Source organism: Thauera humireducens, assembly GCF_001051995.2.
Lineage (GTDB): Bacteria > Pseudomonadota > Gammaproteobacteria > Burkholderiales > Rhodocyclaceae > Thauera > Thauera humireducens.
This window is the reverse complement of record NZ_CP014646.1, coordinates 512,321-533,612: the sequence shown is the minus strand read 5'-3', so window position 1 is coordinate 533,612 and position 21,292 is coordinate 512,321. Positions and strand designations below refer to the sequence as shown.

At 66.2% G+C, this 21,292-nt stretch carries 23 protein-coding genes and 1 tRNA gene; 9 read left to right on the top strand and 15 right to left on the bottom strand.

Annotated features, from left to right (window positions below; genetic code table 11):
- Positions 1 to 21: 21 nt before the first annotated feature.
- A complete protein-coding gene (locus AC731_RS02545) occupies positions 22 to 876 on the top strand; it encodes an ATP-binding cassette domain-containing protein (protein WP_082794228.1) in 855 nt (284 codons plus the stop codon).
- Here AC731_RS02545 and AC731_RS19745 read toward each other — a convergent pair whose 3' ends face one another.
- Positions 877 to 1,023 (bottom strand): hypothetical protein, encoded by a 147-nt coding sequence (locus AC731_RS19745; protein WP_156480631.1) that lies wholly within the window; start codon positions 1,021 to 1,023, stop codon positions 877 to 879.
- Positions 1,024 to 1,037: 14 nt separating this feature from the next.
- A complete protein-coding gene (locus AC731_RS02540) occupies positions 1,038 to 2,708 on the bottom strand; it encodes a methyl-accepting chemotaxis protein (RefSeq protein ID WP_237266591.1) in 1,671 nt (556 codons plus the stop codon).
- A 186-nt stretch (positions 2,709 to 2,894) separates the two neighbouring features.
- Between AC731_RS02540 and AC731_RS02535 the strand changes: the two genes are divergently transcribed.
- Genes AC731_RS02535 through AC731_RS02525 form a run of 3 tightly spaced genes read left to right on the top strand, consistent with a single transcriptional unit; the run spans position 2,895 to position 5,689 of the window.
- A complete protein-coding gene (locus AC731_RS02535) occupies positions 2,895 to 3,248 on the top strand; it encodes a helix-turn-helix transcriptional regulator (protein ID WP_048709039.1) in 354 nt (117 codons plus the stop codon).
- An 8-nt stretch (positions 3,249 to 3,256) separates the two neighbouring features.
- The gene (locus tag AC731_RS02530; protein ID WP_048709037.1) at positions 3,257 to 4,363 is read left to right on the top strand and encodes a carboxynorspermidine decarboxylase; all 1,107 of its coding nucleotides are present in this window, start codon (positions 3,257 to 3,259) and stop codon (positions 4,361 to 4,363) included.
- Between the two features lie 36 nt (positions 4,364 to 4,399).
- Complete coding sequence (locus AC731_RS02525; protein WP_048709036.1) at positions 4,400 to 5,689, top strand: saccharopine dehydrogenase family protein; 1,290 nt, start codon at positions 4,400 to 4,402, stop codon at positions 5,687 to 5,689.
- A 206-nt stretch (positions 5,690 to 5,895) separates the two neighbouring features.
- Here AC731_RS02525 and AC731_RS02520 read toward each other — a convergent pair whose 3' ends face one another.
- The 8 genes from AC731_RS02520 to AC731_RS02485 all read right to left on the bottom strand — a co-directional run bounded on the left by AC731_RS02520 (position 5,896) and on the right by AC731_RS02485 (position 14,493).
- Entirely contained in the window at positions 5,896 to 7,521 is a 1,626-nt protein-coding gene (locus AC731_RS02520) for a methyl-accepting chemotaxis protein (protein WP_048709034.1), read from the bottom strand.
- Between the two features lie 147 nt (positions 7,522 to 7,668).
- Entirely contained in the window at positions 7,669 to 9,081 is a 1,413-nt protein-coding gene (locus AC731_RS02515) for a YdgA family protein (RefSeq protein WP_048709032.1), read from the bottom strand.
- 191 nt (positions 9,082 to 9,272) lie between these two features.
- The gene (locus tag AC731_RS02510; RefSeq protein WP_048709030.1) at positions 9,273 to 9,704 is read right to left on the bottom strand and encodes a flagellar basal body-associated FliL family protein; all 432 of its coding nucleotides are present in this window, start codon (positions 9,702 to 9,704) and stop codon (positions 9,273 to 9,275) included.
- A gap of 96 nt (positions 9,705 to 9,800) precedes the next feature.
- Positions 9,801 to 10,118 carry a DnaJ family domain-containing protein gene (locus AC731_RS02505; protein WP_048710501.1) on the bottom strand — a complete coding sequence of 106 codons (318 nt, stop codon included), beginning with the start codon at positions 10,116 to 10,118 and terminating at the stop codon, positions 9,801 to 9,803.
- An 11-nt stretch (positions 10,119 to 10,129) separates the two neighbouring features.
- Entirely contained in the window at positions 10,130 to 10,966 is an 837-nt protein-coding gene (locus tag AC731_RS02500; RefSeq protein WP_048710498.1) for a Rossmann-like domain-containing protein, read from the bottom strand.
- Between the two features lie 46 nt (positions 10,967 to 11,012).
- Positions 11,013 to 12,620, bottom strand: coding sequence for a VWA domain-containing protein (locus tag AC731_RS02495; RefSeq protein ID WP_237266590.1), 1,608 nt, complete (start codon positions 12,618 to 12,620; stop codon positions 11,013 to 11,015).
- Positions 12,621 to 12,650: 30 nt separating this feature from the next.
- The gene (locus tag AC731_RS02490) at positions 12,651 to 14,099 is read right to left on the bottom strand and encodes an AAA family ATPase (RefSeq protein ID WP_048709027.1); all 1,449 of its coding nucleotides are present in this window, start codon (positions 14,097 to 14,099) and stop codon (positions 12,651 to 12,653) included.
- 7 nt (positions 14,100 to 14,106) lie between these two features.
- Positions 14,107 to 14,493, bottom strand: coding sequence for a DUF2237 family protein (locus AC731_RS02485; RefSeq protein ID WP_048710495.1), 387 nt, complete (start codon positions 14,491 to 14,493; stop codon positions 14,107 to 14,109).
- Between the two features lie 278 nt (positions 14,494 to 14,771).
- On the opposite strand from AC731_RS02485, the gene AC731_RS02480 reads away from it, so the two are divergent.
- The 5 genes from AC731_RS02480 (at position 14,772) to AC731_RS02460 (ending at position 16,988) form a co-directional block, all read left to right on the top strand.
- Positions 14,772 to 15,389 carry a response regulator gene (locus tag AC731_RS02480; protein ID WP_004253192.1) on the top strand — a complete coding sequence of 206 codons (618 nt, stop codon included), beginning with the start codon at positions 14,772 to 14,774 and terminating at the stop codon, positions 15,387 to 15,389.
- A gap of 247 nt (positions 15,390 to 15,636) precedes the next feature.
- The gene (locus tag AC731_RS02475; protein ID WP_038010851.1) at positions 15,637 to 16,014 is read left to right on the top strand and encodes a response regulator; all 378 of its coding nucleotides are present in this window, start codon (positions 15,637 to 15,639) and stop codon (positions 16,012 to 16,014) included.
- On the top strand, positions 16,015 to 16,374 hold the full coding sequence (locus AC731_RS02470; protein ID WP_048709026.1) for an Hpt domain-containing protein: 360 nt from the start codon (positions 16,015 to 16,017) through the stop codon (positions 16,372 to 16,374).
- A gap of 72 nt (positions 16,375 to 16,446) precedes the next feature.
- A tRNA-Ser gene (locus AC731_RS02465) sits at positions 16,447 to 16,537 on the top strand.
- A gap of 217 nt (positions 16,538 to 16,754) precedes the next feature.
- Positions 16,755 to 16,988: a DUF3079 domain-containing protein gene (locus tag AC731_RS02460; protein ID WP_048709023.1), complete on the top strand. Its 234-nt coding sequence runs from the start codon at positions 16,755 to 16,757 to the stop codon at positions 16,986 to 16,988.
- 11 nt (positions 16,989 to 16,999) lie between these two features.
- Here AC731_RS02460 and arsB read toward each other — a convergent pair whose 3' ends face one another.
- From arsB to AC731_RS02435, 5 genes are read right to left on the bottom strand one after another with little or no spacing between them, the layout of a single operon-like run.
- Positions 17,000 to 18,031, bottom strand: coding sequence for an ACR3 family arsenite efflux transporter (arsB, locus tag AC731_RS02455; RefSeq protein ID WP_048709022.1), 1,032 nt, complete (start codon positions 18,029 to 18,031; stop codon positions 17,000 to 17,002).
- A 1-nt stretch (position 18,032) separates the two neighbouring features.
- A complete protein-coding gene (locus tag AC731_RS02450; protein ID WP_048709020.1) occupies positions 18,033 to 18,539 on the bottom strand; it encodes an arsenate reductase ArsC in 507 nt (168 codons plus the stop codon).
- 48 nt (positions 18,540 to 18,587) lie between these two features.
- Positions 18,588 to 18,920, bottom strand: a complete 333-nt coding sequence (locus AC731_RS02445) for an ArsR/SmtB family transcription factor (protein ID WP_048709018.1) — start codon at positions 18,918 to 18,920, stop codon at positions 18,588 to 18,590.
- A gap of 18 nt (positions 18,921 to 18,938) precedes the next feature.
- Entirely contained in the window at positions 18,939 to 20,192 is a 1,254-nt protein-coding gene (gene arsJ, locus AC731_RS02440) for an organoarsenical effux MFS transporter ArsJ (protein ID WP_156480630.1), read from the bottom strand.
- Between the two features lie 5 nt (positions 20,193 to 20,197).
- Positions 20,198 to 21,241, bottom strand: coding sequence for an ArsJ-associated glyceraldehyde-3-phosphate dehydrogenase (locus AC731_RS02435; RefSeq protein WP_048709015.1), 1,044 nt, complete (start codon positions 21,239 to 21,241; stop codon positions 20,198 to 20,200).
- Between the last annotated feature and the right edge of the window lie 51 nt (positions 21,242 to 21,292).

The following is a 21,292-nucleotide window of genomic DNA, read 5'->3' as shown; positions in this document are numbered from 1 at the left end:
CACGACCCTGGAGAACCCTCGATGGGCATCATCGACTCGAATGAAGTGCGCGCCCTGGCCGCGCCCACCGGTGCGGCGACGCATCGCCCCACCGGCGTGCGCATCGGCCTGCAAGGCCTGAGCAAGCACTATGGAGACCGCCAGGTCCTGCAGTCCCTGGACCTGGACATCCCAGCCGGCCAGTTCGTCGCCCTCGTCGGGCGCAGCGGTTGCGGCAAGAGCACCCTTCTGCGCCTGTTGGCCGGCCTGGAGTCGCCGACGGCAGGGACGATTGCGATCGATGGCCGCCCCCTACGGGAGACGCACGACGCGATACGCATCATGTTCCAGGACGCGCGCCTGCTGCCGTGGAAGACCGTCGCCGACAACGTCGCCCTCGGCCTGCCCGGCTCGGCACGCGAACGACGTGCCGCGGCCCTGACCGCCTTGGCCGACGTCGGCCTGAGCGACCGCGCCGATGAGTGGCCCTCACGGCTGTCCGGGGGACAGCGCCAGCGTGTCGCCCTCGCCCGCGCACTGATCCACAAGCCCCGCCTGCTGTTGCTCGATGAGCCGCTGGGCGCGCTCGACGCACTGACTCGCATCGAGATGCATACGCTGATCGAACGCCTGTGGCAGACACAAGGCTTTACCGCCCTGCTCGTCACCCACGACGTGTCCGAGGCCATTGCCCTGGCTGATCGCGTGCTGCTGATCGAGGACAGCGAGCTGGCACTCGACCTGGCCGTGCCACTTGACCGCCCGCGCGAGCGCGCGATCACGGATTTCACCGCGCTGGAAGACCGCATTCTCCGGCGGGTGCTGCAGCATCCGCCGCTCGAAGAGGTCACGCAGCCACTGGCGCCGCCCTTCAATGCCTGGCGTTGGGCTGCGTGATCAGCAGGAAAATGGACCGTCGGCGATCAGCCGACGTTTCGCCGTCACATCGAAGAAGCCGCCCGGCAAATGGCACCACACCACGGCCGCCTCTGCCGCCGAGATCGGGATCACCCCGTGCCGGCGCGCCACCTTCCGGTCTTGCATCAGCCTCCCAGCACTCACCCGCGTGCCGATGCGCTTGCCGTTTCGATGCGGAAGCGGGACACGATCGATACCAGCTCGACCGAGATATCGCGGATGCGGTCGGCGGCACCCTTCGTATGGCGCGCCGCCGAATGGGCCTGATCGAGCAGTACGTCGATGGTGCCCACTTGCTCGACGATCTCGGAACTCGAGCCCTGGCCGATCTGCACCAGGCGAATGATCTCGCCGACCACTTCGATGACCCCGACCGCCGAACGCTCAATGCTCTCGATCGCCTCTCCCGCCGAGCGCGCCAGGGTGACGCTGTGCGCCATTTCAACGCCGACCTGCTCCATCAGCGCGGTGGACTCATGGGATGCATGGTGGATGCGACCGAGGCGCTGGTTGATCAACTCCGTCGCAGCGGCCGAGCGCTCGGCGAGCTTGCGCACTTCATCCGCAACCACTGCGAAACCCCGGCCGGTTTCTCCTGCACGGGCGGCCTCGATCGCCGCGTTGAGTGCCAGCAAGTTCGTCTGATCGGCAATCTGGCGAATTTCGGACACCACGCTTTCAATCTCGCCTACCTCCCGGGCCAGGGTGAACACCTGACCGGACGCGCCTTCGAGGCACGTCGATAACGCCTCGATGCGGTTCGCCGTCTCGCGGATGACGGCACTGCGCGACGTCGCCGCCTGGCTGGACTCCTCGGTGATCCGCCCGGCCTGACGCGATTCCCGGTCGATCTCCCGGATGTGCTCCTGTATCGAGCGCACCGCTTGCTGGATACGTTTCGACGAGCCGCTGCCTTCGGAGGCGATGTGCGCAACCACCTGGGCCGATTGGTGCATCTCGGCGGTTGCACCTTCGTTGCTGCGGATGATCTCGATCATGGCCCCCAGGCTAGCCTGCAGGGTATCGAGCAGCGTATTGAAGGCCCGCACCGACTGACCGATCTCGTCATTTCGCGTCACCGGCACACGCTGGGTGAAATCGAGTGAGTTCGCAATGGCGCCCATGGTGCCTTCCATCGCCCGCAGCGGCGTGACGATGTTGCGATGCAGGCGCATGACGAGCGCGATCAGCACGAGCAGGGTCAGGCCTCCCGCTCCGCCCAGCACCCAGATCGTCTTATCGAGCCCCGCTTCCAGCACCTCGACGACCTGATCCTTGCTTCTGCGCTTCTCGATGCGCAGCGTGTCCAGCACTTGCTGCAGCTCACGCTCATATTCCGCCGCATTGGCGTAAAGGCTTGCCTCGGCCAGCAGGCGCTGCCCCGAGCGCGCCAGGCCGACGATGTCCTCGGTCGAGGCCTGATAGTCCGCGAGCCGCTGCGATGCATGCTCGATCAGGGCGCGCTCCGTCGGTGACGAGGGAAGCTGGCTGAGGGACCGGAGGCGTTCGCCCAGCAGCGCATGCTGGGCGCGCAGGCTGCGCTCAACGCTTTCGATGATGTCCGGCGTCGGCGCAATGACCAGCTTGATCAGTTCAAGCTCGGCCTGCTTGAGGTCCGCACTGAGGTCGGCGGCAATCAATGCGCCGGGGATCGCATCGTCGGTCAGGGACTGGATGAGTTCGGTGTTATGACGGTAGTGGCCGCCACCGATCACGCCGATCGAAATCAGCAAGGCAGTGGTGATGACGATGAGGGATACGAGACTGTGTCTGATGCTCATGAATGCGCTGCCCAGGATCGGAACCTGCACGATTCTTGTCCTCGAATGTGACACGCATGCAAGGTTTGCCGCGACGCAGCACCCCGTTTCCTGCGGCGCCGCCCGATTGGCACCAGGCATTACGACGCCCACCCGCCGGCAGAGACACATGGCATTGAAAGCATATGGTTTTAATGCCATAATCCAGCCTCCTTAAGCGATCGAAGAGACTTCGGCATGGCAAGAAAGCACGGCGACGAGGATCCGGTACGTCCTGCCGGCCGCAATGGAAGCACTGAGCTGGTCGCCCTGCCGCTGGCTACGTTGAAGGAACTGCGCAAACGCGCGAAACGGACCCAGGAAGACCTGGCGGAGACGCTGGGCGTCGGGCAGGACACCATCTCGCGCCTCGAAAAGCGCAGCGACATGCTCCTGTCCACCCTGCGGCACTACGTGGAGAGTGTCGGTGGCCAGCTCGCGCTGGTGGCGACGTTTCCGGATCAGAACGCGGTGATCATCGATCATCTCGGCGAGACGAGAGCCGCGAAGAAACGCGGCAGCCGGACCAAGGTCACCGCCAGCGAACACTAGGAACCCTGATGCAAGAAACGATCTCGACCCCCTACTACCTCATCGACAAGTCGGCCCTGCTGCGCAACCTCCAGATCATGGACCGCGTGCGCGAGCAGTCCGGCGCAAAAGTGCTGCTGGCGCTGAAGTGCTTCGCGACCTGGTCGGTGTTCGATCTCATGCGCGAGCACATGGACGGCACCACCTCGTCGTCGCTGTACGAGGTCAAACTGGGTCAGCAGAAGTTCGGCGGCGAGACCCATGCCTACAGCGTGGCTTTCGCCGACCACGAGATCGATGAAGTCGTCGCCCACAGCGACAAGATCATCTTCAACTCGATCAATCAGCTCGAGCGCTTTGCACCCGCCGCAATGGGCAAGCCGGTGGGCCTGCGCCTGAACCCGGGCGTCAGCTGCGCCGGATTCGATCTCGCCGACCCGGCGCGGCCCTTCAGCCGGCTGGGCGAATCCGATCCTGCCCGCATCCTGTCGGTGATCGATCGTCTCAGCGGCGTGATGATCCACAACAACTGCGAGAACGACGATTTCGCGCGGTTCGATGCGCTGCTGGGCGAGGTCGAGCGCCGCTACGGCGCAATCCTGCAGCGGCTGCAATGGGTGAGCCTGGGCGGCGGCATCAGCTTTACCTCGCCGGGCTATGCGCTCGACGCCTTCTGCGAGCGTCTGCGCCACTTCTCCAGCAAATGGGGCGTGCAGGTCTATCTCGAACCGGGCGAGGCCACCGTGCGCCACACCACCACGCTCGAAGTCAGCGTGCTCGACACCGGCTTCAACGGCAAACAGCTCGCGGTGGTCGACAGCTCGACCGAAGCCCACATGCTCGACCTGCTGATCTACCGCGAAACCGCGCCGATCGGCGATGGACAGGGTGAGTACGTCTATCAGATCTGCGGCAAGACCTGTCTCGCCGGCGACATCTTCGGCGAGGGCCGTTTCGCCCGCCCGCTGCAGGTCGGCGACCGTATCTCGATCGGAGATGCCGGCGGCTACACCATGGTGAAGAAGAACTGGTTCAACGGCATCCACATGCCGGCCATCGCCGTCCGCGAACTGGACGGCAGCGTGCGCCTCGTGCGCGATTTTTCGTATGACGACTACGTCAGCAGCTTGTCCTGACGAAGTGCGGTCAAACCAGAGTGATGGGAGATGTAAATGAAGCGTAATGTCCTGATTATCGGAGCGGGCGGTGTCGCTCACGTGGTGGCGCACAAGTGCGCACAGAACAATGCCCTTCTCGGCAATATCCACATTGCGTCGCGCACGCTCGCAAAGTGCCAGGCCATCATCGATTCCATCGAGGACAAGGGCAGCATGCAGCAGCCGGGCCAGCTCAAGGCCCACGCCCTCGACGCAATGGACGTCGAGGCAACCAAGTTCCTGATCCGCGCCACGCGCAGCCAGATCGTCATCAACGTCGGCTCGCCCTTTCTCAACATGTCGGTGCTGGCCGCCTGCATCGACACCGGCGCGGCCTACCTCGACACCGCGATCCACGAGGACCCGGCCAAGGTGTGCGAGACGCCGCCCTGGTATGCCAACTACGAGTGGAAGCGCCGCGAGGCGTGCAAGGACGCCCGTGTCACCGCGGTGCTCGGTGTCGGCTTCGACCCCGGCGTGGTCAATGCCTACGCGCGCTACGCGGTCGACCACTGCTTCGACCAGGTGGAGTCGATCGACATCATCGACATCAACGCCGGCAGTCACGGGCGCTACTTCGCGACCAACTTCGACCCGGAGATCAACTTCCGCGAGTTCACCTCCACCGTGTGGTCGTGGGAGGACAACGCCTGGAAGGCAAACGCGATGTTCGAGCATCGCAAGGAATGGGACCTGCCGGTGGTCGGCAAATCGGCCGCCTACCTCACCGGCCACGACGAACTGCACTCGATGTCGCAGACCCTCGGCGTGCCGAACATCCGTTTCTGGATGGGTTTCGGCGAGCACTACATCAACGTCTTCAACGTGCTGAAGAATCTCGGCCTGCTCTCCGAGAAGCCGGTGCGCACCGCGCGCGGCCAGGAGGTGGTCCCGCTCGAGGTCGTGAAGGCGGTCCTGCCTGACCCGGCCTCGCTTGCGCCCAACTACACCGGCAAGACCTGCATCGGCGATCTGATCAAGGGCACCCGCAACGGCCAGGCCAGGGAAGTGCTGCTATACAACGTGTGCGACCACGAGGCGTGCTACCGCGAAGTGGGCAGTCAGGCGATTTCCTACACTGCCGGCGTACCGGCGGTGGCGGCGGCGATGCTGATCGCCGACGGCACCTGGGACATCGGCGAGATGGCCAACGTCGAGGAGCTCGATCCGCTGCCCTTCATCCAGCTGATGAACGGCATGGGGCTGCCGACCCGCATTCGCGACGCCGCGGGCGACCGCCTGCTCGATCCCGAGCGCGAAGTCGGTTTCAGCCGCGAGCAGCGGAAGACCGCCAGCGCAAGGTAAGCTCGAAGGGCTGCCTCGGCAGCCAGATCGGTCGTCATGGCCCCGCCTGCCCGGCAATGATCCTGACAGCATGGAAAACCTGCCCCCATGCCTCGATCATTCCGGCGCAGGCGTACTCAGCGGATAGACGACCACGGCCAGAGACCCCGCTTCCTCGAGGCTGGCGATCAGCGAACGCCTCGACGGTAAACCGCGTCCGATGTCCCTCAACCAGGCAAGCCGACCCTGAACCTGTGCACGATCGACAGCATCCGGGCCGACATCTGGCGCATGTTGTCGGCCAGCGCGCTGGTGGTTGCGGCCGTATCGACTGCCTCGGCCATCAGCCCTGCGATGGTGTCGGAGCGCCTCAGGATGTCGCTGCCGGAGAGATAGCCAGCCTGAACCTGGCCGCCGATGTCACCCACCACCGCCGTGACCTTGAGCGACGACGTCCGCACCTCGTCCATCGCGGACTTGGCCTGAGCGGCAAGCGCGATGTTGCGCCGCAGATCCGCCTCGACGCGCCGTATCAGGGTCGTCGACTCCGCTGACGTGGTATTGATGGCGGATACCTGCTCGGTGATCGCGCGTGTGGCCGACGTGACGCGTTCAGCCAGCTTGCGCACTTCGTCGGCGACGACGGCGAAGCCGCGACCGGATTCGCCAGCCCGGGCGGCTTCGATGGCGGCGTTGAGTGCGAGGAGGTTCGTCTGGTCGGCAATGTCCCGGATTTCGCCCACCAGCGTCGAGATGCTCGCGCCCACCGACTCCATCGCATAGACGCGATCCGCCGCAGCCCCCACGCTCGCTGCGAGCGCATTGATGTCCTCGACCGTGCGGCCGATCGCCTCACTGCTCGTCATGGCGCGTTCGCGGGACGATGCAGCAAGCTCACCCGCGGTATTCGTCGCCGTTTCGATCTGTTCGATCTGATCATGCACCGCCCGCGCCGCGCCGCGGATCTCCACGGTCGAGCCCTTGCCCTCGTCGGCGATACGGGACACCTCCGTCGCCGAGCGCTGCATTTCGTGCGCGATGACCTCGTTGTCGCGAATGACGGCCGCCATCTCGCCGAGCGCCGCGCTCACGGCCTCCATGAGCATGTTGAAGGTGCGAACGGACTGCCCAAGCTCGTCATCGCGACCGACCGGAACGCGCTGCGTGAAATCCAGGTCCGTCGCGATGGCATGCATCTTGGCCTCCATCACCCGCAAGGGCCCCACGATCCGCCGGTACAGGCGAACACCGAGGATGAGCAGCAACAGCACCGTGACGGCAAGCGCAATGCCCATCAGTGTCCGCGCATCCTTCTGCGCCGTCTCCAGCGCCCGCACAGCCTCGTCGCGCGACCGCCCCTTCTCCACGAGCAGCGTCTCGAGCACTTGCTCGATCTCCCGGATGTGGGGCTCGGCATTGCCGGATATCACCGCCTGCGCCAGCTCGACCTGATCGCCGCCCACGAACGCGAGCGCCTGTTCTCCAGCCTCGACGTAGTGCTGCAGGCTCTCCCGAATCTGGCTGATGAGCCCGAGCTGCGTCGGGTCGGACGTGTAGTCCAGCTGCTCGGAGACGCTCTGCGCAATCTGGGCATGCCCTGACTGCAGACGCTCACGCAGTTCGGCGGTCGAGAACAGGTCCGGCGCACGAAAGGCCGAGACGGTCGTCTCGTTGTAGAGGACGACCCTCGACCGCAGCTCATTGGCGGCAGCCAACGCAGGAATGGCGCGATCGGTCAGATCCCGCGTCAGCTCAGCGGTGCGCTTGAGCTGCAGAAAGGAAAGCACGGAAAGCCCGATCAGGGCGACGATGGTGACAACGAGCAAGCTCACCAGTTGGTGTCGGATCTTCATCTAGTTCACGGCGAAAGCGGAGCGCCGTGGAATCTAGATGCGGATTGCGTCGGTTCTGTGACAGACAGCCCGACGCACCGACCGAGCTGTGACGTGATGCACAGTGATCCTCGGATTTGGAGCGCTTATGACCTGGGTCGTGTTGCTTCAGCGCCCGCCCATCGCCAGCGGATTGAACGGCCGGCCATTCACCGTCAGCTGTCCCTGGGAGAACGCCGCGCTGGTCTTGACCTGATCGCCCTGACGCTGGAGATAGCCCTGGGCTTCCAGCAGCTCGAGCTGCTGCTGCAGCTGGGCGGCCGCGAAGTCGGCCTCTTCCGGGTCTTCTGCCTCGTTGCTGGCGAACGCCAGGAGCAGGCCTTGCGGCACCGAAAGGTCGGCGGAGGCGCGCAGCTTGGCGAGCAGCATCAGCGGATTGCTCAGCTCGTCGGGCTGGACGCCCTTGAGACTGACTTCAGCCGACAGGGCCGCCGTGCCGTGGGGGCTGGTGAAGCTGATGCGGTCGATGCTGAACTCGGGGTCGTGGGCCAGCAGCGTCATCGCGGGTCCGGCAAGGGGCGCGAACAGCGCTGCCGGGTCCTCGGTCTGCTGGGCGAGCTGGGCAGGATCGCCGCTGATCTCCAGCAGCTTGCGATACAGATCCATCAGCGTGCGCCCATGCAGGTGCCTGATCGAGAAGTCGTAGTGTGCGGGGCCGTAGTCGACGTCCGCCACGCGCAGCACTTCGGTGCCCATCAGTGCCTTGATGTCGAGGTACTCGCCTTTGCCCGGCATATCGATGTCGTAGCTCAGGAGCTCCAGCTCGAAACGGGTGTCGCCGAGCTCGCCCTCCTCCTTCGCCTCGGCCTTCATCGAAGCCACCGTCGCGCGCTGCTTGCCGGCATACAGCCAGGCTTCGTCGTCGAACAGACGATGCTGGTCCGCGTCGAACACCAGCCCCGACAGTTCTATCAGCATGTCGGGGTCTTCCATCGACAGGCCGTCTGCCGTCCCCTTCATCGTGTAGCTGCGCATCCCGGCGCTGAAATCGATGTCGGCCTTGAGGCCGCTGAAGCCGATGCGCAAGGCCTGGCCCGTGCCGTCGGGGACGGCAAGCTCGAAGGCGGGGCTGGTCATCGCCGAATGTCCGCCGCCGTCGAACTTCACCACGGTGCGCGCCACGAGCGGCGCCTTGCCGCCCAGCGACTTGCGCAGCGCAGCGCCGACCTCGCCTTCCAGCACGACTTCGCTGTCGAGCATGGCTGCGGCAAGCGTTTCGAAACCGGGCACGGGACCATGCTGGATGCGGCTGCTGATGGTCATGCGCAGCGGCTCGCCCGCCTGCACCGTGCCGTCCTCGGCCGCCACCGGCATCGCCATTTCAAAGCTGACCTTCTCGGTGCTGCTGAACACACCGCGTTCATAGGTCCGCTCGCTGACCTTCAGCGAAGGGTGCGACTTCATGTCCGCATAGTGCTCGTCCAGGACCGCCTGGATGCGTTGGCCGGAAAACCACGTGGCGGCGGGGTAGATCAGCGCGATCGCGACCAGCGCGGTCGCAATCTTGGTAGGACGGCTCATGCTGTGATTCTCCTTGTTCGATCGGGGCGATCTGCTTGGCGGCGGCGTCAATCGAGCGCTGCCACGAACGCTGGCGTAGCGTGCTGCACCGCAAAACGGCGCACAGTATATGCGAATGCATTAGGTGATGGCAGACGACGAAGCGCGGGCGCCAGAGACACGGGCGCCGCCTCCGCGCCCCGCCTGGCACGTCAATCGACCGTCGTCGAGATGATCTCGTCGAAGAACACCGTCACGATGTCGGACGGATTGCCGGTGTTCCGTTGCACAAGCTGCTGGACATGGGCCGTGAGCGCGGATTGCAGCTGCAGCTTGCCTTCGGTCGTCTCGAGCGCGTGAACCGGGTGCGCCCCGCCGAGCGCCTGGATGCCGTCCTTGACCTCTGCGGCGATCCGGTCAACCAGCTCGCACGCGTCGCGCGTGGCGCACGCAACGGCGGGATTGATGCGCGTCATTCCACCTTCGGAACGGAATACGACCTGCCCAATGCGGGCATGGTGGCGTTCGGGCAGCACGCGGTCGCTGTCCGCCGTGTTCGAGCCCAGCGTGGCGATGCCGTAGATGAGCAGCAGCAAGACCAGCACGAGACTGGCGACGACTGCGGTGAGGATCCTGTCCGACATCAGGCGCTTCCATGGCTTCAACGGACTCGCGATTGTGACATTGACAACGCCGTTCCGCGGCGTGAGCAATGTCACGCTCGGCGCATCACAGCCCGGTCAGTGCCCGCTGCGCGCAATCTCGCCCAGTTGCACGATCAGCATCGCCAGCCGGCGCCGCAGGGCGCTGCGCCGTTCGCCGTCCTCGAGTTCGCCAATCTCGGCGCGCAACTTCGCGATCTCCTTGCGCAGGCCGACCTCGGGCGGACTGAAGCCTGCATTGCGCAAGACCTTGTTCGCCATGCGCTGCTCGGGCGACACGAAGAGCTCGTCGTCGAGCACCAGGGGCTTGCCCGCGCCCGGCAGATTGTCGAACTCGCCGCGACGCAGCGCATCGGCGATGCGCTGTTCGGCCAGGATGTCGTAGATGGACGGCATGGCGCGGCCTGTCACACCCCCGACCAGTGCCGATCGGCAACGGCCCAGTTTTCCGGCGTAAGGGCGAACTTGTAGGCGAACCCACCCCAGGCCGCCCCACTGCGCAGCGCATCGACGAAGCCCGCGCGGTCGCTCACCCAGCTGCCGCCCACGACACGTACGCCGCGCGCGAACAAGGGATTAGGCAGGCAGCCCGCGCTCGGGCCAATGAGCGCGATGCGCGTCGCGTTGCGACAGTGCGCCAGCATGCGATCAACCGAGTGATTGAGCAGGATGGTGCTGGTCGACAGCACCTTGTTGCAGCTTTCGAGCTCGGCCGCGTCGAGCGTGACGCGATAGCCGTCGTACTGTCCGGCGTAGTCCGGGTTCAGCTCCACCACCGTCAGTCGCGCACCGGCTGCGGTGACCTGCTTCAGCAGTGGGGAGAACAGCCCGACCATGCCGATGTGGTCACCAGCCTGCGGCGCGATGCCGCCGATCGAATCGGTGGCCCGCGGCGGCGCAAAGCCGATGCGGTCCATGACGCTGCGCGACAGCGCGTTGGCCGCGGCGAAACCGAGCGTACGCCGCAGGTCGGTGGCACCGCCGACGAACTCGCGCGCAAGCTGCAGCGCATCCATGCCGGCCACGCCCGCCCGATCGCCCGCAGCGCACAGCCGCGTGAGGGCGTCGTCGAGCAGCACGTAGGCGATGCCGAGCGCGCCGTCGTCGAGTTCCAGCGCACAGAACTCGCCATTCTTCGACGCAGCCGCCTCGGGCGGCGGCAAATGAAGCGCACGCACGCGCGGCACGGGGTGGCCGGCCGTGGCGCGTTCGAGTTCGGCGATGAGATCGGAAGCGAAGGTCATGGACGAGATCCCGGACACGGTCTGTGGGTTGGCTTCAGGCGGGTGGTCACGACGCCGCGTCGCGATGCCGACCGGCACGCACCGCAGCAGCAGCGGTTTCGGGCGGCTGCGTGCGGGCGAGATTGTCCGGCGTGCGCAGCGCACCGGGAAAGTAGTCGGCCGTCAGCCTGCTCGAATGCACGGGCGAGCCGCCGCCCTCGCCGCCCTCGCCCCCCTCTCCGTAGCGGCCAGCCTCAGCCGCCGGGCCGAAGCGGCGCCATTCGCGCACCCAGAAGATCGCGTCGCTCAGCTCGAGCAGGCCGATGGTTTCGCGGTCGCCGATCAACACCCCCTGCACGCGGAGCCCCTGTTCACGGCGCACCTGCTGCAGGCGCGCCGCCACCGCGGGGGTGGCGCCGAATTCACCGTCGGAGGCGATCAGCAGGTCGGCCAGTCGCCAGTCCTCTTCCTGCAGCCGCGCGAGGGCGTGCTCGATCGGGCCGCAGATGTCGGTGCCGCCGTGGAAGCCCTGACCGAGAAAGCGCGCGAGCTGTGCGACACCGGAGGGATCGAGCGCCAGCAACATCTCGACCACCTCGCCCTCACCGCCAAACGCGAAGACGCGACAGGGCCGGTGCTGCGCGTGGGCGGTGCGCACCGCCTCCAGCACCACGGCCTTGGCCACCGCCTCGGCGCCACCCTGCATCGATCCCGAGGTATCGACGCAGACCAGCATCGGTCCCATCGCAAGCCGCGGGGCCGGCGCCGGACGCGGCTGTGGGCGCGGCACCGGCAGAGGGTGGTGATGCCGCTCGCGCAGACGGTCGTCGTCTTCATAGCACAGCAGCGTACGTTCGGCGCGACGGGCATGCCAGACGAAGCGCAGGCGGGGATGGCCGAGCAACATGGCCTCTGCCGGCAGCATGCGCGCCAGACGATCGGAACGATGCACGCCGCGTGTCTCCCCCGGCATGTCGGGTACGCGCTGCGTATGCGCGTCGGCCTGCAGCGCCAGCGCCGGCATCATGACGCTTTGCCTGTGCTGGCTGTCGGTCGGCGCCGGTTCGACCGGCTGAGCCCGCCCAAGGCTGCGGATGAGTCGTGCCAGCTCGGGCAATCTCTCGACGAGCCTGCGGATGCGCACCAGGTCCTGCCACTCGCGGCTGCGCAGCAGGCCGCGCAAGGTATCCCAGCGCGTGTTCTTGAACAGGTCGCCCAGCTCACCGAAGGCCGCGGCGAGCTCGTCGATCTCGCCGCACCGCTCGGCCCAGTCGGCATGGAAGGCCTCGATCGCGATGCGCGCTGCCGCGGCCTCGCCTGCACCGCGATCGCGGTAATCGACAATGAGGTCGAGATGGAACAGCAAGCTCTGCAGCACCAGATCGGCGAGATCGGCATGCGCCTCGCAGTAGCGCGCCAGCTGCAGGTGGTCGAAGCAGGTCTTCAATGCTTCGCGTAGCACAGGCGCGGGCCAGTCCGCGTCGGACAACGGCCCCGGTGCAAGGCGATCAAGTGGATTCAGGCCCTGCGCCAGCAGTCCGCGCCACGTCTGCAGGGCCAGCAAGCGGGGTTCCAGCCGCCCACCTGCGTGCGTCATGCCGCCGAGCCACAGGGCGGGGGGCAAGGCGTCGAGCACCGCCAGCCGGGCTTCGAGGGGCTCGAACAGGCAGGGCATGGGGCGCGCCTCTTCCATCTGGCCTCGCCCTCAGTCGACGAACGGTTCGTGCGCGACCGGCTCCGGTGCGCTTCCTGCCCCTTCCGCAAGACGGGGAAGCGACTCGAACCCGGCGCGGGCCTCGCTCGCGCGGACCTGGAGTGCACCGAGCGCAGCGGCCACACCTTCCAGCACCGTCTGCGCCTGCTCGGCGAAGCGCGGCGGCGCCCACAGGCTGCCGGCCCTCCAGTCCGCCAGCGCCGCGCGCTGGGCCGCCAGCTCACGCTGGTACCGGGCGATGCGTTCAAGCAGTTCGTCGATCTGGCGCGTGCGTGCGCCGATGTGCAATGGGCCGTAGCGGCGCTGGCGCGAATAGCTCATGCGCAGCGCGCCCGCCCCGCCCTTGGCATCGCCAATCGCACCCGCAAGCGCCTCGGCCTGCTCCTGCGCCTGCCCGATCGCGGAGAAACGCAGCCGGCCAGCCTCGTCGTAGTCGAGGTCGTTGGCCGCACGCTCGGCGCTCAGCTGGGCTTCGAACGCCTCGACGATGCGAGTCAATCGCGGTGGCGACCAGACCGCCCGCACGCCCAGGCGCGCCGCCAGCCACGCTGCGATCTCGCCCTGCTCGCTCGCATCGGCCGCCACGCAATACGGTGCCAAGGCAAGATCCCACGCCGAAACACTGTCGCGCCCCTCGCAGGCTGCTGCAGTGCGCAGCAAGTGCCCGAGCTTGACCCAGCGCCGATCGGAAACGTAATTCCCCCGCTCCGCCTGCCAGGTCCGCAAGGCACCGAGGTGGCTCAGCACCTCGTCCGGCAAGGCGACCTGCAGCGCAGCCTGCGACAAGGCGGCACGCTCGGCAGCCGACAAGGCCGCAGGCATGGCGACGCCTGCCTCACCAAAGGGGACTGAGGCCGCGTCGAGCATCAGACGCTCGAAGCCGCCCGCGCTCACCGGCCCCACGCTCAGGCGCACGAGGAAACGGTCGAAGAAGGCTTCCGCCACTTCGTCCTCGGGCACGGCGTTGGTGGCGCCGATGACACTCACCAACGGACAATGCTGGCGACCCGCGCCGTTGTCGAACTCTCGCTCGTTGAGCAGCGTCAGCAGGGCGTTGAGGATGGCGCTGTTGGCCTTGAACACCTCGTCGATGAAAGCCACCGTGGCATCGGGCAGGAAACCCGCGGTGTGACGCTCATAGCGATCCTCCTCCAGCGCACGGATGGACAAGGGGCCGAACAGCTCTTCGGGCACGGTGAAGCGCGTCAACAGGCGCTCGAAATAGCGGGCGTCACGAAACGCCAGATGCACGCGGCGGGCGAGTACGCTCTTGGCCGTGCCCGGCGGACCGATCAGCAGGGTGTGCTCGCCGCTCAGTGCCGCAAGCAAGGCCAGTCGGAGCGGCAGTCGGCGCTCGACGAGCCCCGCTTCCAGCGCGACGAGAATCGGCGACAGGCGTGCCGGCCAGTCGTGGGCAGGTACGACGGCCTCGGACGCCATGGCGGGCTCAGTCCCGCGAGCCCGCCGCAGTGCCGAAGGCGTGCGCCTTGAGGGTGTCGAGATCGACGATACGCAGGGCCGACTCGTGCGTGGCCTCGAGCACGACCGGCGGCGCAACCCCCGCCTCCCATGCTTCCTTCCAGCGCAGCGCGCACAGGCACCAGCGGTCACCCGGCTTCAGGCCGGCAAAGCGGTACTCGGGCCGAGGCGTCGACAAGTCGTTGCCGGCACTGCGCGAGAAAGCCAGAAACGCTTCACTAACCCGCACGCAGACGACGTGACGGCCGGCATCCTCCGGCCCCGTCTCGCAACATCCTGTCCGGTAGAACCCGGTTAGCGGGGCGTAACTGCAGGCCAGCAATGGCCCACCCAGAACGTTCTTCGATGTGTTCATGCAGACCCCCGAGGTCGCGTCACATTCCATCCAGCCCAGCGCAAGGCCAGGCATCAAGCCGACGCCAGCGCGCGGAGCACAATTGTACCGCCACTCTGCCGGCTCGCCGAAGGCCCCTTGCGTATCACCGCGGTGCGGCGCAAGCACGCATCCAAGGGTCATGTGCGCTGGTCAGATCACCCATTTGTAAGAATAATTTGGCCCGGTCAAAATTGGGTTTGCCGCAATCGACCCAATGCTGTTATTTTCACTGTTTTACGCATTTCGTCGGATCACAAATGGCGCGCAACGCTGACTCCACACGCGAATTCATCAGCACCGCTCAGGCCGCCCGCCAGCTCGGACTTTCGCTCGGAGCGGTCCAGCAGATGGTCGAGAGCGGAACCCTGGCAGGCTGGAAGACGGCCGGCGGCCACCGCCGCATCCGTCAGGACTCGGTCGATGCGCTCCTCGCCCGCAGCCAGCATACGGGCAGCGCCCGTCCGCGCAACAACGGCGCCAAGCTCCGGGTGGTGGTGGTCGAAGACGACAGCCTGCTGCAGCAGGTGTACCGCGAAACCTTCGGCGAATGGACGATGGATATCGAGTTGTGCGTGTTTGATCACGGCCTCGACGCCCTCGTTGAAGTCGGCCGCGAGCCGCCCGATCTGCTCATCGCAGACCTGCGCATGCCCGGCCTCGATGGCTTCGAGATGATCCGGCGCCTGCGCGAGAACCCGCTCGCCAGCGAAGTCGCCATCGTCGTGGTATCTGCCCTCAGCGCTGAAGAGATCGCGGCCGAAGGTGGCCTCCCCGAGGACGTCACCGCGTATCGCAAGCCTGTCCCCTTCCACGAACTCCACGGCTACATGCAAGCGCTGGTGGCGCAGCGCCGGCGCACCCGCACGACCGGCTGACGCCGGCCTCGGCCGGGGTCGATGCGCATGTTGCGGTGATGTGGCGCGCAGACTCGCCTACGGACCGAACGCCGAGTCAGGGCTACCGAACAGACGCCGACTCGAAAACCCACGCTGCAACCCTGGAACCGGACTCCGACCGCTCGGCGATGACGAAGGACAACCGGTTAGCGCTACACTCGCCGCATGTGGCGGGTCGGTCTTAACGGCCACGCAGCTTCGAATGTTCCGCCCGGCGAATCGACTGATGGATATCGACCAGAACCTGGCCTTCGTCACCGACGATAACGCAATCAACGTCAAGGTCGCGACTGCGCTCATGCAACGCCTCGGCTGGCGCATCGAGGCGTTCGAAGGCGCTGCCCCGATGCTCGATCGTCTCCAGTCGGTTCGTCCTGCAGTGATCCTGCTGGACATCTCGATGCCGGACATCGGCGGCGAAGAGGCGTGCGCACGAATCCGGAGCAATCCGGAGTGCAAGGATGTCCGTATCGTTGCCTACACGGCACATGCGATGAACGAGGACATCGACCGTTTTCTGGCCGACGGTTTCGATGCGGTGCTGATCAAGCCCGTCACGGTCGCCGCCCTGACCCAAACCATCGGCAGCCCCGGGAGCCATTGAATGCCGGAAGGAAGCTACACGCACTTCGACCCTCGGGCCCTGCTTCACGACCTGTTCGACAACAAGGCCGTCGTCGTCAGCGTGCTTGGCGCGTTCGCGGATTGGCATGATGGTGCGCAGGCCGACCTTCAGGCCGCGGCGTCAGCCGGCGATGCGCTGGCGCTGGCCCGGGTGACGCACACCGTGCGCGGTACGCTGGCCCAGCTCCATGCCGCCAACGCCGTCGAGATCGCGCAGCGCATCGAATCGCGCTGCAAGCAGGCCGGTTCCGCCTATCGCCCGACCGAAGCGGATGTCGGCCCGCTAAAACATGAACTGAAGGCCGTGCTGGCCGAAGTCAAGACCTACTTGGCCGATTGAAGCACGCGCCTCTCGCCTCACATCTTTTTCTTCCTATGCCCGCCTCTTTCGGCTATACTGCCGGGCTTCGATGGACAGGTGGATGAGTGGTTTAAGTCGCACGCCTGGAAAGCGTGTTTGGGATAATATCCCAACGCGGGTTCGAATCCCGCCCTGTCCGCCACCGAACACAAGAAAGCCCTGACTCTTCAGGGCTTTTTCTTTTTCTACCTGGCGTTCTGCATCAGGTTCTACGGGCCGAACAGGCAACGGCAGAGCACCCCTCGTCGGGCGGACTGCACGGGCATCTCCAAAGCAAAACCTTCCAGACTTGATTGCAGTCAGTGCATTGACTGCGGCAAAGGCTTAGCCTTGGGCACTCCCCTTCTGCAGGGCTTCCCATGGCCAAGAAGTTCCCCCTCCACCCGAAGCACCCCGAGCGCATCTGCTGGGGTTGCGACAAGTACTGCGCAGCAGACGCCCTCGGGTGCGGCAACGGTTCTGGGCGCACCATGCACCCTGCGGAAATGCTTGGCGACGACTGGTACATGCATGGCGACTGGGGCCTCGACCTTCCCGAGGACACCCCCGACCCCAGCCGGTCCGCCGATCCGCAAGCAAACAGCTCGCGCTAGCGCGGTTTCGCTCAGCGCCGCGCGATCGGCGCCGGAAACCAGTACCGCGTGCGGTTGACGATCGCCACCAGCGACAGCATCACCGGCACTTCCACCAGCACGCCGACCACGGTTGCCAGCGCCGCGCCCGAGTTCAGCCCGAACAGCGAGATCGCCACCGCCACCGCCAGCTCGAAGAAGTTGGATGTACCGATCAGGCAGGCCGGCCCCGCCACGTTGTGCGGCAGCTTCATCGCCTTCGCGGCGATGTAGGCGATCAGGAAGATGCCGTAGCTCTGCACCAGCAGCGGCACCGCGATCAGGCCGATCACCAGTGGTTGCGCCACGATCGTGCGTGCCTGGAAGCCGAACAGCAGCACCACGGTGGCGATCAGACCGACGATGGACCAGGGCTTCAGCCGGCCGACGAATTCAGCGACTGCCTGTGCCGAACGGCGTTCGAGCACGTGCCGGGTCGCCATACCGGCCACGAGCGGCAGGACGACATAGAGCACGGTGGAGAGCAGCAAGGTCTCCCACGGCACGGTGAGATCGGTGACACCGAGCAGGAAGGCGGCGATCGGGGCGAAGGCGAACACCATGATGAGGTCGTTCACCGACACCTGCACCAGGGTGTAGTTGGGATCGCCCTTCACCAGCTGGCTCCACACGAACACCATCGCGGTGCACGGCGCCACGCCGAGCAGGATCATGCCGGCGATGTACTCGCTGGCCGAAGCGGGATCGACCCAGGGCGCGAAAAGATGCTGGAAGAACAGCACGCCGAGCGCCGCCATTGTGAAGGGCTTGATCAGCCAATTGACCACCAGCGTCAGGAGCAGGCCCTGCGGCTTCTTGCCGACGTCCTTCACCGCATGCCAGTCGATCTGGATCATCATCGGGTAGATCATCACCCAGATGAACACGGCCACCACCAGGTTGACCTGGGCGAACTCGAGGCCGGCGATCATCTGGAAGGCGCCCGGTGCGACCAGCCCCAGGCCGACGCCGGCGAGGATGCCCAGCCCGACCCAAACCGTCAGGTAGCGTTCGAACAGCCCCATCTCATGCCTCCGCCGAGGTCTGGCCGATGCGGTCGATCTCGTGCTTGATCGCGAGGCGGTCGAGCTTGGCCAGCGGCAGGCTCAGGAACAGGCGCAGGCGATTGGCGATCTGGTTCTGGATCTGGCTGAAGGCATCGAGCTGGCGCTGCTCGCTGCCCTCGACCTTGACCGGATCGGCGAAACCCCAGTGGGCGGTCAGAGGCTGGCCGGGCCACACCGGGCAGAGCTCGCCGGCGGTCTGGTCACACACGGTGAACACGAAGTCCATCTGCGGCGCGTCGGGGCGTGCGAACTCATCCCAGCTCTTGCTGCGCAGCGCGCTGGTGTCGTAGCCCTGGCCCTGCAGCACCTGCAGGGTCATCGGGTGCACCTCGCCGCGCGGATGGCTGCCGGCGCTGAAGGCCCGGAACCGGCCCTTCCCGATCTGATTGAGGATGACCTCGGCGATGATGCTGCGCGCCGAGTTGGCCGAGCACAGGAAGAGCACGTTGTAGATCTTGTCGGACATGGGAGACTCCAGTAATCGTTATGAGCCCGGATCGGGCGGTCTTGCAGTTCAGCAGTTCAATCCCGAGGCACAGGCATCGACGCCGCACAGCGCGGGCGCCCCCGCGCAGCACTCCTCGGTGAGGTAGGCGACCAGTTCGCGCATCAGCGCCATGTTGGCGCGGTAGCGCTGGAAGCGGCCTTCCTGCTCGGCCGACACCAGGCCCGCATGGGTAAGCGTCTTCAGATGGAAGGACAGGTTAGTGGGCGGGACATCGAGTGCGGCCGACAGCTCGCCCGCCACCATGCCCTCGGGTCCGACGCGCACCAGCAGGCGAAACACGTCCAGGCGAATGCCCGAGGACAGGGCCTCGAAGATCGGCAGCGCAATGTTCTTTTCCATATTCGTTCTCCAGATCGCTCAGGACTCCGCCCGGGCGGCATCGTGACGTGCCAGCGGCAGGGCCAGCGTCGTCAGCCAGCAGATCAGCAGCATCACGGCTGAACCGATCAGCGCATACAGCAGCCCGCCCCACTGGTACAGCAGGCCCGACAGCAGCGTGCCGATGAAGCGGCCGAGCGCGTTGGCGGCGTAGTAGAAGCCGACATCCTCTGCCGCCTTCTCCGAGCCTGCGTAGGCGAGGATCAGGTAGGAATGCACCGAGGAATTGACCGCGAAGGCGAAGCCGAACAGCCCCAGCCCGCCGACCACCACCCATTCCAGATTCGGCGCCTGCAGCCACACCGCCACCGCCAGCGCCGCCGCAATCAACGCCAGCAGCGCCGACCACAGCCGCGCCGCCGGCACCTCATGGCTGAGGCCGTCGGCACTGCGGCGCACGATCTGCGGCGCCAGCGCCTGCACGACGCCGTAGGCGATGGTCCACGCGGCGAGGAAGGTCCCGACCATCGTGAAGGTCCAGCCCGCCGAGTACAGGAACACGGGCACCCCGACCACGAACCACACGTCGCGCGCACCGAACAGCACCACCCGCGCGGCGGCCAAGGCGTTGATGCCGGGGTTCTTGGCAAACAGTTCGCGCACCGACCTCGAGGCCTTCTTTCTGCCCATCATCGGCGGCAGCGACAGCAGCACCCCCGCGAGCACCAGCGCCAACAGCCCCGCCATCGCCCACAGCGCGCCGCGAAAGCCCAGGGTCTCCAGCAGCAGGCCGCCAAGGAAGAAGCCGATGCCCTTCATCGCATTCTTGCTGCCGGTGAACCACGCTACCCACTTGAAGAGTTGCCCCGGGCTCCCCCCTTGGGCCTCGGCCTTCGCCTCCGCCTGGGTGATCTTGATCGCCGACTTGCTCGCGGTCTTGGTCAGGTCCTTGGCCACGCCGCAGATGCCCTGCGCCACCACCACCCAGGCCACCGCCATCGCCGCCGTCCAGCCCGGATCGAGCACCGACAGCAGCACGAAGCCGACAATCTGCGTCACCAAGCCCACCGCCAGCATGCGCGCGATGCCGTAGTGCGTCGCCAGCCAGCCGCCCACCAGGTTCGCCAGTACACCTGCCGCCTCGTAGAGCAGAAACAGGAAGGCGAGTGTGAAGGGCGAGTAGCCGAGCCGATAGAAATGCAGCAGCACCAGCATGCGCAGCGCGCCGTCGGTGAGCGTGAAGCCCCAGTAGGCGGCGGTGACGATGGCGTAGTTGCGCGCGGCGTGTTGCATGGTTTTCAGATGCCCACGGCGTCCATGTGGCAGGCGAGGTCGACCATGCGGCAGGCGTAGCCCATCTCGTTGTCGTACCAGGCGTAAACCTTGAGCAACGTGCCGTCGGTGACCATGGTGGAGAGCGCGTCGACGATCGAACTGCGCGTATCGCGCGCGTAATCGACGCTCACCAGCGGGCGCTCCTCGTAGCCGAGGATGCCGGCGAGCGGACCTTCGGCCGCGGCCTTGAACAGCGCATTCACCTCCTCCACCGTGGTCTCGCGCTGCAACTCGAACACGCAGTCGGTGAGCGAGGCGTTCAACACGGGCGCACGCACCGCGTGGCCGTTGAGCTTGCCCTTCAACTCCGGGTAGATCAGCGCAATCGCGGTGGCGCTGCCGGTGGTGGTGGGCGCCAGGCTCATCAGCGAACTGCGCGCGCGGCGCAGATCCTTGTGCGGTGCGTCGACCACCAGGTTGGTGTTGGTGGGGTCGTGGATGGTAGTGATCTGGCCGTGGCGGATGCCGAGGTTCTCATGCACCACCTTCACCACCGGCGCGAGGCAATTGGTCGTGCACGAGGCCGCGGTGACGATGCGGTCGCGCGCCGGATCATAGGCCTCGTGGTTGATGCCGACCACGATGTTGAGCACGCCGCCGCTCTTGACCGGGGCGGCCACGATCACGCGCTTGGCGCCCCGATCGAGGTGGCCCTGCAGGGTCTCGGGGGTCAGGAACTTGCCGGTGCATTCCAGCACCACGTCCACCCCAAGTTCGCCCCAGGGGATCTCCGCGGCGGTGGCGTGCGACGAGAACGACAGCGTACGATCGTCGATACGGATCGTGTCCTCGCCCTCGGCGCGGAGGTCGGCGCGCCACTTGCCCTGCACACTGTCGAAGGCCAGCAGGTGGGCGGTCGCCGCCGCTCCGCCCTTCAGTTCGTTGAGGTGCACGACTTCCAGGCGGTTGCCGGCGCGCGGATCGTCTGCCGGCCGCTCCGCCGCGCCCATCGCTGCACGCAGTGCCAGCCGCCCGATGCGGCCCATGCCGTTGATGCCCACTTTCATATACGGTCTCCGTTCGACAACGTTTTAATATTAGTTGAATTATTGCCGCGA